Annotated in this window: 8 protein-coding genes and 3 pseudogenes; 4 read left to right on the top strand and 7 right to left on the bottom strand. The window is 54.9% G+C overall.

Translation table 11 applies throughout. The annotated features are described in order from the left end of the window. Positions 1–51: 51 nt before the first annotated feature. Positions 52–1,079, top strand: a pseudogene (locus tag ACQ86N_RS14145) (serine hydrolase domain-containing protein). 46 nt (positions 1,080–1,125) lie between these two features. Here ACQ86N_RS14145 and ACQ86N_RS14140 read toward each other — a convergent pair. The 3 genes from ACQ86N_RS14140 to ACQ86N_RS14130 form a co-directional block, all read right to left on the bottom strand. Continuing rightward, positions 1,126–3,018, bottom strand: coding sequence for a DUF3857 domain-containing protein (locus ACQ86N_RS14140; protein WP_431215699.1), 1,893 nt, complete (start codon positions 3,016–3,018; stop codon positions 1,126–1,128). After that, a complete protein-coding gene (locus ACQ86N_RS14135; RefSeq protein WP_431215698.1) occupies positions 3,018–5,042 on the bottom strand; it encodes a DUF3857 domain-containing protein in 2,025 nt (674 codons plus the stop codon). The genes ACQ86N_RS14140 and ACQ86N_RS14135 overlap by 1 nt, the downstream gene beginning before the upstream one ends. A 63-nt stretch (positions 5,043–5,105) precedes the next feature. Next, entirely contained in the window at positions 5,106–7,097 is a 1,992-nt protein-coding gene (locus tag ACQ86N_RS14130; RefSeq protein ID WP_431215697.1) for a DUF3857 domain-containing protein, read from the bottom strand. 79 nt (positions 7,098–7,176) lie between these two features. Between ACQ86N_RS14130 and queG the strand changes: the two genes are divergently transcribed. Further along, positions 7,177–8,133: a tRNA epoxyqueuosine(34) reductase QueG gene (queG, locus tag ACQ86N_RS14125; protein ID WP_431215696.1), complete on the top strand. Its 957-nt coding sequence runs from the start codon at positions 7,177–7,179 to the stop codon at positions 8,131–8,133. Here the strand turns inward: queG and ACQ86N_RS14120 are convergent. The 3 genes and pseudogenes from ACQ86N_RS14120 to ACQ86N_RS14110 all read right to left on the bottom strand — a co-directional run. After that, positions 8,091–9,791, bottom strand: coding sequence for an outer membrane beta-barrel protein (locus ACQ86N_RS14120; protein WP_431215695.1), 1,701 nt, complete (start codon positions 9,789–9,791; stop codon positions 8,091–8,093). The genes queG and ACQ86N_RS14120 overlap by 43 nt on opposite strands. Continuing rightward, entirely contained in the window at positions 9,778–10,134 is a 357-nt protein-coding gene (locus ACQ86N_RS14115) for an RNA polymerase sigma factor (RefSeq protein WP_431215694.1), read from the bottom strand. The genes ACQ86N_RS14120 and ACQ86N_RS14115 overlap by 14 nt, the downstream gene beginning before the upstream one ends. 8 nt (positions 10,135–10,142) lie before the next feature. Then, a pseudogene (locus ACQ86N_RS14110) lies at positions 10,143–10,223 on the bottom strand (RNA polymerase subunit sigma-70); the annotation flags it as partial. A gap of 278 nt (positions 10,224–10,501) precedes the next feature. On the opposite strand from ACQ86N_RS14110, the pseudogene ACQ86N_RS14105 reads away from it, so the two are divergent. Beyond that, positions 10,502–10,717: pseudogene (locus ACQ86N_RS14105) on the top strand (aminotransferase class III-fold pyridoxal phosphate-dependent enzyme); the annotation flags it as partial. A 70-nt stretch (positions 10,718–10,787) separates the two neighbouring features. Then, entirely contained in the window at positions 10,788–11,696 is a 909-nt protein-coding gene (locus ACQ86N_RS14100) for an aminotransferase class III-fold pyridoxal phosphate-dependent enzyme (protein ID WP_431217414.1), read from the top strand. A gap of 24 nt (positions 11,697–11,720) precedes the next feature. Here the strand turns inward: ACQ86N_RS14100 and ACQ86N_RS14095 are convergent, their stop codons facing one another. Beyond that, positions 11,721–12,227, bottom strand: a complete 507-nt coding sequence (locus tag ACQ86N_RS14095) for a DUF2911 domain-containing protein (protein ID WP_431215693.1) — start codon at positions 12,225–12,227, stop codon at positions 11,721–11,723. Positions 12,228–12,320: the final 93 nt, after the last annotated feature.

The following is a 12,320-nucleotide window of genomic DNA, read 5'->3' as shown; positions in this document are numbered from 1 at the left end:
GTGTCGCAAAATCCAAACCAGAGCTTCAAATAAGCTTTCAATTCAGCTATTATGTCATACAAAGACCGTTTAACCTGCCGCCGGTTCAGTTTGTTCATCCTTCCTCTGCTATTCTGTCTGAACCTTCGGGCTCAATCCAATTTCGACGCTGTGGATCAATTACTTAAAACGAATCAAAAGGCTTTGGGCAATTTCGTGGCTCTTGCCTGGAAGGACGGGAAGCTGGTCTATCAGAAACAGTCGAACCCGGATTTTACGGCGAAGGCGCAGGCGCCTATCGGAGCCGCGGGCAACTGGATGACCGCGGCGCTGGTCATGACCTTTGTGGACGAGGGCAAGCTGTCTCTGGACGACAAGGTTACGAAGTTCGTCCCGATGTTTGGTAAATATATGAAGGGGTATATTACCATCCGCAACTGTCTGACCCATACGACGGGCGTCAGGGGCGATGCCGGGGTAAGGATCGAAACGAAGAGCAAGTTCGAAAGCACGGAGGACCTGGTGAACAACTACGCCTCCAAACACGATATCGTCACCAATCCGGGAACGGAATTCTTTTACAGCGAGATCGGCCCGAATATCGTGGCCGGGTGCTGGAAGTCGTCGGCAAGAAACCGTTCGACAGGCTGATGATGGAGCGGATCATCCGACCCTGCAAGATGAAGCAGACCAGCTTCACGAGTGACGACGGCGGCGCGATCATTGCCTCCGGCGCTGCCAAGTCTTCCGCCAACGACTATCTCAATTTCCTGCAGATGATGATCAACAAGGGCGAATTCGAAGGCAAGCGCGTGCTGAGCGAAAAGGCCGTGGAAGAGATAGAGACGCCGCAGTTGGTCAGTCTGCCGGTAAAGAATACGGCTGCGGGTCTGTCGGGCGCGAAGTTCGGGCTGGGTTCCTTTATCATGGACAATAATTCCTTTACCTGCCCCGACGGATACGGGGTGGTGCCCATCTTCGATAAATGCCGCAAGTATGCCGCGATCCTGATCGTGGAAAAGCCGGTGGAGGAAAAGAAACCCCTTGTACAAAGCCTTGTGAGCCTTATCGGAGAGCAGATGGGGGCCTGCGCGAACTAGCGGGCGGGGCGGCGCCGCGGGCGATCGGTCTTTGCTCCGCGGCTATCTATTCCTTTTTAACCAGCACGATCCTGCTGTTGTCGGCCTTGTAGAGTTGCTCATAGAAATTTACAAGTGCCGCATAGTCGGCGGGTGGATATCTGGATGCATTCTGCCGGAGATACCGGTAGTAGACCAGCCGGTCATTGTCGATCTTTACCGTGCACCGGTAGCTGCCGAACTTGCCATCGATCGTGACGTCTTTGGGTACGGCTTCGGGTGAATACCCCGAAGGCAGCGCGATCTGTACGCTGTCTACGTCTGTAAAGGACTCGTCGGTGATATAGTCGTAGTGTCTGACCGAGTCGGCGGAGAGACGGGTATTGCTGCGGTCGAAGACATTGGGTGTGATGAACAGGCGCTTGCCGGATACGCTGGCATAGCCTGGGGCGAGGACGTGGAGCTGCTCGGTCACAGAGGGATGGGGTCCTTCGGATTCTGCGTAGTTGTTTTTGTCAATTGAATATGTAGGCAGCCGGAAAAGGCTGTTGAGATATTTTTCGCGGCGGTCGGCGGCCATTTCTTTTATCATATGGAATGGCAGCTCCTGGCGTACACAACAATATAGGGTATTGACGTCCGCGTCGAGATTGCCATCCGCACTGATGCGTGCTCTGACCACCCTGGTCAGGGTATTATCTTTGGCTGTATACACCGGGGTCGGGACGAGGTGCCCGCCGGTCTCGTCGATCAGCAGAGCCTTGCGGCCACCGGTAAAGCTGCCCATATAGCCGGGCGACACCGTCTGACTCGTACATTCCAGCCAGATCGAGTCTTTGCCCATCGGCACGCAGGTGATCATATGATTGAACTGGAAGCCCGGGAACCCCTCGACGATCGGCGCGGCATCGTCGCCGGCCCTGATCACCGTACACCTCGCGGGGATACCCACCTCTTTCAGCAGTGCCACCATATAGTTCGAGAGCGCTTTGCAGTCCCCGTATTTCTTCGTCGCGACATATTCGGGCGGAAACGGCTGCCAGCCACCGATGCCCAATGAAAGGTTCATATAGTGAGTGTTCTGCTGCAGATAGCGATAGAGGATATATACTTTTTGACGGGTATCCTTTACCGTGTCCACGAGAGCGTGCACCTGGCTACGAACATTGTCCGGCAGCGTCTCCCTGTTCTCTCTCAGTTGTTCAATGAATTTTCCATAGCTCGTCCACGAGGACATATTCCCTCTGTATCCAGCAACCTCAAAATCGGATGGACCGGTCAGCACATAGGGCATGAACTCCCGCCAGCGGGGCCCGGAGCTCTCTCCCCAGCGGGCGGGCATGTTGCGCGCCTCCCAGGTATAGACCTTTTTGTCGCCATCCGTTGTGATCACCGGTGCGGCGGCGCCATTCAGCGCAAGCCACCGAACTTCGTAGTCCTTTGGCGCGACGATGACATATTTATTATGCTGAGTGGAGACGCCGGAGGTGATCAGCGGCAGCCAGTCGCGAAACACGATCAGACCGTTGACGTCGTCCTGCTCCGTGTATTCGGTAGTATAGGGATAGCTCCTGTAATAAAAATCATGAATCAGATAGCGCGCGCTGGCGGCCAGCTCGTCATCGTCGACATAGCTGCGGTCGTCCATATCCTTTCTTTTTGCCTTTTTGAGCTGCTTGCCCAAACCGTCATACAGAATGCCGGATACTTCGTCTACCGAATTGAACTTGTCATAACGGGTGCCGAATCCGCCGAGATTGTCTCCGGACGCGTTCATGACCGTATATACTTCGTGTTTCTTTATGACGGCTTTTGCCGGAGACTTTATCTCGAGAACGATCTCCGACTCGCGCACCACGGCGCGGGCGCCCTTGAGCAGACTATCGGGAACTGAAAGGACGCTATAACTCTGCGCTCCGGCGCAAATGGGAAGCAGCAGCACAAGGATCAGGATTCTCATTACTTTTTCTTTTTAAAGACGATCTGTTCGCTTTCTTTCTTCACGACAAAACCAAAGAATTCCCGCAGGGAAGCATAGTCTTCGCGTTTGTAGTTGGCTTTCGCCAGGATGAGTCTCGCGCGCATTTGTATGCGGCCTTCGTCCTTCTGGAGGAGGTACTCGAAAAGACCTTCGTTCTCGTTGTAGGAGACCCTGCTGGGCTTGGGTAGTTCGTCGACGTCATAGCCGTCGGGGATCTCCATATTCAGAATATAGGTCTCGTCGATCGCATAGGGCATCTCCACCGGATAAAAACGTTCGGCGGCCTTGAATGGATTTTCCTTATATCCTTCGGAAAGCATCGGGTTGAAATAGATGATATCGGTAGAGGCGTCGGGGTTGAATTTCAGGTCATAGCCCACCCCGAGCGGCTGGTCGGGCTGCTTCAGCGAATCCAGCTGAAGGTTCGAGCAGGCGAAGTCCCCGGTATATTCGGCCTGGATACCCTTTGAAAATTCCGGCAGCCCCTTATCCTTTATCTTTTCCCGCATAATATCGGCCTCGACAAAGCCGGGTCTGCAGGCCAGATGACCAACCAGCCCCTTTCCGTTGTCGTCTTTGGAAATAAATACGGTGGTGAGCTTCTTTTCGCGCAGGTCGTCCGCATCGATCAGGGCTTCCGCGCCGGTGCCCATGTCGACGACGCGGGCCGAGCCGTTATAGCACATCGAGGGGATCCGGCCAAAGCCCAGCCAGGGTTCGCTGGCGTCCAGGAATTGCTGCGTGCTGTCGATAGTGAGCAAACAGATGACGTAGTTGAAGCGGTCGATCAGCGGATACATCGGCTGGGTAAAGCCGTGGCCGCGGGTGCTCAGGATGACCGGGTCCGCATTGATCTTCGCGTGCCGCAGCATCGCGATGAGCAGCAGGTTCATCTCGGCTTCACTGCCCGTCTTGTTCTTATATACTGTCTTGAGCGAACCGGAACTTATCGTTAGTCCGCTATGCGCCGTACAGTGAAAATTGTCGCGGATATAGGTATAGATCTTTGTCGCTTTCTCGAGGCTGGTACCGGCTCCTTTGGTGATCGAAGGGAAGTCGTCGTCCAGCCATCCGTTGTTCCTGTCCAGGTCGGCGCCAAAATCGTCCGACTTCATCAGCAACTCGTTGAGTTTCGCCCAGCTGCCCATTTTGTCTTCGGTATAACCGCTGGGAAACTGATAGCGAACCAGCTGGAACTCGATCTTCGAGATATAGTTGGAGAGCGTGGTCGTAAAAGGTTCTTCCTTCAGCGCCGGAACGTCTTTCATGACCCAGCGGTGCATGACCACTTCGTCGTCGAAGGTATAGCGTTCGTCTTTCGAGGTAACGCCTGGGTTCGTCATGTGGAATGTGACATTCCGGGAGTCGGATTTGTTGATATGGTATTCCCGGAAACCCTGGGTGAGCGTGACGTACTGGAAGAACCTTGGCATATCGACCTGGTATTCGCTCCAGAGACAGGGGTAGTCGCCCTGGAATGCCCAGGGCTGCAGGTTGAAGAGAAAAGGCGATTCCTGGGTATAGCTGTATTCGACGATCGAGCCTTCTTTCAGCGCGGGAAAGGTGAACTTTTTCTTGACCAGATGTTTGGATTCCTGGTTGCTGAATATGGACTTGTCGTCCAGTTTGGTCTCGACTATTTTTCCGTCCTCGAGGTTATAGGTCGAGGCCTTTAGCGACGTCAGTTTTTCCGCGTCGTTACCGCTGACGTAGAGGGGGATCGAGACGGTGGCGGCGTCGAAGCCTTTGCGGTTGATGATCTTTATCCGCACACTGCGTTTGAAGATCAGCGTAAACCAGCCTTTGACATTGCCTTCAAATTCCGAGACACCATAGTCGGCGACGACCACGGCGTCTGCCGCGGAATCCGGTCCTGCGGGACGGACGCTGAAGTCCTGCGGCGTCAGCCTGCCGAATTTTACGGGTATTTTGTCCTGTGCGAGGCTTGCGATGGCGGTGGTCAGACAGGAAACGACCAACAAAACGGTTTTTCTTCGATTCATGTATATAGGGGGTTAAGAGATAGCACTATTTTTTCTTCAGCACGATGGTTTCGTTTTCCTTCTTCACGACATATGTAAAAAATCCCGGAGGCTGGCGTAGTCCTCCGCCGGAAACCAGGCCTTGTTGAGTCTTAGTCTGCAGCGCATCCGGATCACGGCACCCTGCTGCTCGAGGAGGTATTCGAACATCCCCTGATCGCCGTTGAAAGCGACTTTCGCGGACTTTGGCATTTCGTCGACGGCATAGCCTTCGGGTATCTCCATCGAAAAAATATACACCTCGTCGGTGGTATAGGGCATTTCTACGGGGTACTTGCGTTCCGCGGCCGTGAAGGGATTCCTGCGCAGGTCGTTCCATAGCATCGGGTTGATATACAGAACGCTTGCACCCGCGGTGTTATTGAGCACGAAATCATAGTGCAGCTTCACCGGCAATTCAGGGGCAGACAGACTGTCGATGCGGCCATTGCTGAGCGTCAGGTCGTCGCCAAAACTGGCCTGTGTCTCTTTAAAATACTCTTTTTCGTCTTTTTTGATCATCATCTGCCGGAAATTATAGGATTCCTGATCGCCGAATGTGGTCTGGAAATTACCTTCCATGCCTTTACCGGTATTTGTCATGAGGACCATCGTCGTGCGTGTTTCCTTCAGCGAATCGGCCTCAAAATAAATGGAAGCCGAATCTGTTTTGCTGATGATACGCGCGTGGCCGTTGTAGCAGTCGCCGGGCAGCTGTCCAAAACCGAGATCGGGATGGGAAGCGTCCAGGTACCAGATCTTGTCTCCGAGTTTCAGCCGGACGATGACGTAGTTCAGCCTTGCCAGGACGGGATAGGAAGAAAGATTGTATCCGAAGTCTCTGGTGCTTAGCACGACGGGATCCGCCTTCCAGCCCTTGAGGCGAAATACGGCGGCGAGCAGGAGGTTGATATCCCCTACGGTGCCGCTGTTTTTCTTTACGACGTTGCGGAGGCCGCTCGTTATATATTTATCGTAGTGGTCGGTACAGGTGAAATGGCTGCTGATATAATAATAGATGGCCCTCGCCTGTTGCATTTCGGAAGCGCTCCCGGTGGTGGCCTTGCTGACCAGATCGTTGAGCCATTCGTTATCCTCTGCAAGAGGGGCTCCAAAATTCTCTTTCTCGAGCAGTTCGTCGGTGGCTTTTGCCCAGCTGTTGGTCTCGTCTCTTGATTCGCTGCCGTTGTAAGTTTTGGAAAGCTGGAATTCGAGACGGTCGAGATAGTTGGCGGGTGTATAGAGATAGCGTTCGGCGTGCAGGGCTGGAATATCCTTCATCGCCCACTGGTGTTTGGTGGTTCGCGCGTCCACGTAGAGGTCCTGATCCCTTGAGCCGTAAGCAGACTGGTCTTTCTGTGTCACCGTATAGGATTCATTGCCTTCGCTGCCTTTGTCGATGGTATAGCCGTGTACGCCCTCGCGGACAACAACATAAAAAAGGGCCTGGGGAATGCTCACCTGATACTCGCTCCACAGGCAGGGGTACTGATCGGACTGGAACGCCCAGGACGGCAGGTTGTAGGCATAGGGTGAGGTCTCCGTATAGGTGAATTCGATAATGGAGCCCTCTTTGACCGCCGGCAGGGTGAACTTTATCTCGGTCCAGTTCTTATCGATCCTGGTGGAAAAGATATCCTGCTTATCAAGGCGGGTCTCGGCGATCTGGCCATTGCTGAGATTGTAGGTGGTGGCAACGATATCGGAGAGCTTCTCCCCATCATCGTTACCGTTATACAGCAGTATTTTTCGGGTCGAGAGATCAATGGCGTTTTTGTTCAGGATCTTTATGCGGGTCTGCCGCTTGTACATCCAGGAGAACCAGCTGTGTTTGTTGCCGACAAAATGGACGGTGCCTACGTCCGCCAAAACAACGGCATTCGTATTGGTGTCGATGATGGGATTGGAGGGGATGCTGAAGTCTGCGGTACTCAGCTTCCCGAAATGGTTGGTTTTGTCCTGCGCAAAGCAATAACTTTGTAGCGCGCACAGGCATAATATGGTAGCAATCAGAGAAGTAAGTCTTCTGACGGTCATAATTAGGTTTCGTTAGGGGATAAACGCCCCGAAAATAAACAAATTGCGCATAATTATATGCCCCTAAAAGGTAAAATACTTGTCTAATAACAACCATACATACCTGATAAAGGCCTGGAGCCGCGAGCTTGGCTTCGACTATTGCGGTATTGCGCGGGCGCAGCGTCTGGACGACGATGCCCGCCGGCTGGAAACGTGGCTGAACAAGGGAATGAACGGCACCATGGCCTATATGGGCAATCATTTCGACATGCGTATCGACCCGTCGCGGCTGGTGCCGGGCGCACGAAGCGTCATCACGCTGATGCTCAACTATTTTCCTGCAGAGGAGCAGCCCGTGGACGCACCTAAGTTCTCGAAATATGCCTACGGAGAGGACTACCACGAGGTGATCCGCGCGAAGCTGAGGGAGCTGCTGGGCAGGATCAGGGCGAATATCGGCGAGGTGGAAGGCCGGGGTTTTGTCGACAGCGCCCCGGTGCTGGAGAGAAGCTGGGCGGTCCGCAGCGGGCTCGGCTGGGTGGGAAAGAATGGAAATCTGCTGACCAAACAGTCCGGCTCCTTCTTTTTTCTCGCCACGCTGATCGTGGATCTCGAGCTGGAATACGACGCTCCGTTCGCGGGCGACTATTGTGGGACCTGTCGCCGTTGTATAGACGCCTGTCCGACGGAAGCCATTCTCCCGAATAAGGTTGTGGACGGCAGCAAGTGTATTTCCTATTTTACGATCGAGCTCAAAGACTTGCTGATTCCCGACGAAATGAAGGGGAAGTTCGACAACTGGGCGTTCGGCTGCGATACCTGTCAGGACGTATGTCCCCTGGAACCGATTTTCCAGGCCGACGCAGGAGCCCTCCTTTACGCCGGTGGCGGCGATCCTGGACTTCAGTGCGGGGGACTGGGAGCAGCTGACGGAAGAGAAGTTTCGGGAGATCTTCCGCAATTCGCCGGTAAAACGCGCGAAGTTTGCCGGCCTGCGCAGGAACCTCCGTTTTATTTCTTCCCCGGCATCACCACCAGCCTGATACCTCCGTAGAAGATGTGCTGGGGGCCCGACACTTCCGTATTCAGCAGCGGGGTAAGTCCGTATTGGATCTGGGGTCCCAGCTGGAGGCGGATTTTGCGCACGGGGAGGCCGACCATCAGGGCTGTATTGAGGTTGAACTGCGCACGATTGGCCACTCCCGCGTCCTTGAAGTATACTCCGGAATGGGTGTTGTAGTATACAGCGCTTGACCCTACCAGATAGGAGGCGGAGACGCCGCCGTCGAGGTACAGGGGAAACAGATGGCTGTGATTGATCCTCCACTCGATAGCGACCGGCAGTTCGAGGAAATAGTACCTGTTCATATAGGACTGATCGTCTCCCCGGCTATAGTAGGGGTAAGACTGAATGGGGGCTATTGCCGCCGCATTCAGGTAGGTGGCGTTCGAGGGCGCATAGCTGGCGACCTGTTCGCCAACGTGGACGCGGTTGGAATAGTAGTGGAAGTCGAGACCGACGGAGAGATTCCATCGCGGGCTCAGCTTTTTCTGGGCGAGTACGCCGAAATAAAAGGCGGGTCCGGGGTCGACTGTAGAGACGTATTCCTTGGTGGGCCTGGCGGCATAGGTAGTGATCGCGTTGGCGGTCGTCTGGCTGGCCGGTGCGGCGGACATCAGGCCATAGTTGGCGACCTGGGTCTGGTGGAGCGAGGAAATGCCCACGCCGCCGGTGAAGGCGGCTTCCCAGGGGTTATGCGGTTTGGACAGGACCTGGACGGTACTGGTAGTCAGTTTGGACGGCAGGTTTCCGGCTTTTACGGGGCTCATGGCGGAATGGAGGCTGGCCAGTGCGGGATTGAATGCCGCTCCGCGGCCGGCCATCTGGTCTCCGCTGGTTGCTCGGTTCACGTCTCCGCCACTGGTCCCGCGGGCATTCGCACGGTTCACGCTACCCTCGCTGGTTGCTCGGTTCACGTCTCCGCCACTGGTCCGGTTAAAATCGGCCAATCCTGCATCTCCCTTTTTCGTGGCAGCCGCGAAAGGATCCGGGGTATGCGCGCGGTTAGTCCCGGTTCCTCTCTTGGCAAGTGTGGTAGCGACCACTGAGCCTTCACGGGGCCTGCCGGTTGTGGCAGAAATATTATTATTGGAATGGAGTGTTTTATTGTTCGGCGCGAGTGTAGAATTGTTCGTTAGGGAAGAAGTTTTATTGGTGTTGGATGAAGTAATGCCGGAGCCGGTCGGGGCAGCCGTTGCGGGGCTGGTGGCCGTTGTAGAGCTGGCGGCTGTTGCAGAGCTCGTGGCCATTGCCGGGGTCGCGGCCGCCGCGGTATTCGGGGCAGTCGCAGTGTTCGCGGCCGTCGCAGTGTTCGCGGCCGCCGCGGTATTCGGGGCAGTCGCAGTGTTCGCGGCAGTCGCAGGCGCGCGGCGGCTGTTGCAGGATTCGCGTCTGGCCGTGGTTTCGCGGTCCCGGACGCGATAGCCGAAGTTTCCGGAGTTACCGCCGCAGATGAACCGCGGAAAAGCCAGTAACCTCCTCCCGCCAGGAGCAGGAGTCCCGGCAGCGCAAGGCGCCAGAACATCGGCAGGCGCCAGCGGCGGCGTTCTGTTGATTGCAGCCTCGACATTCGCCCACACGGATTCGGAGGGAGTGAAGTCGAGCTCCGCCATTTTTTGCTGCACTTCTTGTTCGAACTTAGGGTCGTGCATAATTCGCTTCGTTTTTGTTAGTCGCTGAAAATTTATTTATCCAGCTGATCAACAGGCTCCTTGCCCGCGCATACTGCGAACGGGAGGTACCCTCTTTGATGCCCAATATTTTTCCGATCTCGACGTGGCTGTAACCTTCCACTGCGTGCAGGTTAAAGATGGTCTGGTATCCGGGTGGCAGTTGCCTGATCAGTTCTGCCAGCTCTTTGGTGCTGAGCGAGACTTCCGGATTGTCATCCGAGACCGGGTGCAGGGCGGTCTCCGTAAAAAGCAGCTCGGTCTGGTACCGGCTGTGTTTTTTAGGTAGTTGATCGCCGTATTGACCATGATCCTGCGAATCCATCCACCCAGCTCGCCGGAGAAGCTGAATTGATGTAAGTTCTTGAAAACCATTATAAATCCTTCCTGTAATACGTCCTCGGCGTCGACCATTGACTTCGTATACCGATAGCATACGCCCAGCATCGGCGAGGCAAAATGATCGTACAGCTGCTTCTGGGCAGCCCTTTCTCCTTTCAGACAGTCTTTTACCAGCTGGTGATAATCCATTCTTCCGACAGTTATCGTACTTGACAATTAATGAGACAAAAAGCGTTGCACGACGGATTTTGACGAAGCCTTACCTTTGCGACCATGTCAACTTCACTTACAGAACGGGACCGGAAGGTTATCTGGCATCCCTATACCCAGCATAAAGACATCCTTCCCCCATTCCGGTTGTAAAAGGCAAAGGTACGCTGTTATACGATGACAAAGGCCGCACCTATATCGACGCTATCAGCAGCTGGTGGGTAAGTATCCATGGTCACGGACACCCTTATATTGCAGAAAAACTATATAAGCAGGCCAGCCTGCTCGAGCAGGTCATCTTTACCGGCTTCACGCACGAGCCTGCGGTCGAGCTGGCTGAACGCCTGCTGCCCCTGCTGCCGGGGGATTTTTCGAAAGTCTTCTATTCCGACAACGGCTCGACGGCGGTCGAAGCTGGCGATCAAGATGGCTATTCAGTACTGGGGCAACAAGGGCGGGCAACGAAACAAGATACTTGCATTCCGCCATTCCTATCACGGGGATACCTTCGGGGCGATGAGCGTCAGCGAGCGGAGTGTCTTCACCGCCCCTTTCAGCGACTATCTTTTCGAAGTGGAGTTTGTCGGCACGCCGACGAGGGACAATATCTATGAACTGCTATCCCTGGTGCGACGGGAAGGCAGCTCGATCGCTGGTTTCATCTATGAGCCGCTGCTGCAGGGCGCGGGCGGAATGCGGATCTATGAGGCCCAGCTTCTGGACGAGCTGCTGGCGGAGCTGTCCGGACAGGGTATACTCTGTATAGCCGACGAAGTCCTCACCGGATTTGGCCGGACGGGCCGGCTGTTCGCGGGCGAATACCTGCGGCACAAGGCGGATATTATATGCCTCAGCAAGGGGCTGACGGGGGGAACGATGGCGCTCGGCGTCACCGCTGTTACGGAGCGGCTGTTCGAAGCCTTCCTCAGCGACGACCGGAGAAAGACGCTTTTTCACGGACATTCCTTCACCGCCAACCCCATCGCCTGCGCCGCGTCGCTGGCCAGCCTCGACCTGTTGCTGGACGAAGGCAATCTGCAGCGCATCGCGCATATCGGCCGGCGCCACGAGGCTTTTCTGGAAAAGCTGGCCCTCTACCCTATCGTCAAAAACCCAAGGTCCATCGGTACGATCCTGGCATTCGAGCTCAACACGGGCGAAGACGGCTATGTCAACGCGATCGGTCCTGCCATCACGAAGGAGGCTCTGGCCCAGGGCATCTATCTGCGCCCGCTGGGAAACACCGTCTATTTCATGCCACCTTATTGTATCACTGAAAAAGAAATGGACCAGGTGTATGATTTCCTGGTCCATAGTATTGTAGTACATAGCTGATCGGCCCTCACGGGCACGCAGCACCTAAAACTTCACGGGGACATCAACCTCTACCATGTCCCGGGAGATCTCCAGTTCCTTCGAGGTAGGCTTGATCGTCAGCTGCTCAACGGGAGAGCTGAGCTTCTTTACGGGAACGTCGACGTGTAATACGTCCTTGTCCTTATACTGGTCGTACTTGAACGCACCCCACTGTCCCAGCTGGGAATTCAGGATGATCGTCCACTGACTTTCATTAGGGATGGCGAACAAAGTGTAAGTACCGGCCTTTACGGGCTTTCCGCCGAAAGTACCGTCCTTGGCGAAAGTGATGGTGGTAGCCTCGTCAGCCCCTACGCGATAGACTTTGCCGTAGGGCTCAAGCTTACCGAAGACCTCGCGTCCTTTCTTGTAAGGACGGCCATAGGTCACCGTGATGTCTTTTGTCTTGACGGTATCGTGCGGGCTCTTGGGATGAGTGGGCTGCGCATAGGACACCGAAGCAGACAGCAGGATAGCAAACAAACTTAGCATTGCGTTACGTACTCGCATATTGGTGGGTTTTGATTGACAACAATGGTTCGGTTCATCCGGCCGGGGGAGTCTAAAGTTAGGTACTTCTTGCCACAGTTAGCGACTTCTTTC

It is taken from the genome of Puia sp. P3, assembly GCF_050632245.1.
Classification (GTDB): Bacteria; Bacteroidota; Bacteroidia; order Chitinophagales; family Chitinophagaceae; genus Puia.
Note: the sequence above shows the minus strand (reverse complement) of the source record. Positions and strands in the feature narration are given on the sequence as shown.

Bases quoted from the DNA above. Each gene is read 5' to 3' on its own strand.
- ACQ86N_RS14140 (WP_431215699.1), bottom strand. From the start codon at position 3,018: ATGAGAATCCTGATCCTTGTGCTGCTGCTTCCCATTTGCGCCGGAGCG.
- ACQ86N_RS14135 (WP_431215698.1), bottom strand. From the start codon at position 5,042: ATGAATCGAAGAAAAACCGTTTTGTTGGTCGTTTCCTGTCTGACCACC.
- ACQ86N_RS14130 (WP_431215697.1), bottom strand. From the start codon at position 7,097: ATGACCGTCAGAAGACTTACTTCTCTGATTGCTACCATATTATGCCTG.
- ACQ86N_RS14120 (WP_431215695.1), bottom strand. From the start codon at position 9,791: ATGCACGACCCTAAGTTCGAACAAGAAGTGCAGCAAAAAATGGCGGAG.
- ACQ86N_RS14115 (WP_431215694.1), bottom strand. From the start codon at position 10,134: ATGGATTCGCAGGATCATGGTCAATACGGCGATCAACTACCTAAAAAA.
- ACQ86N_RS14100 (WP_431217414.1), top strand. From the start codon at position 10,788: ATGGCTATTCAGTACTGGGGCAACAAGGGCGGGCAACGAAACAAGATA.
- ACQ86N_RS14095 (WP_431215693.1), bottom strand. From the start codon at position 12,227: ATGCGAGTACGTAACGCAATGCTAAGTTTGTTTGCTATCCTGCTGTCT.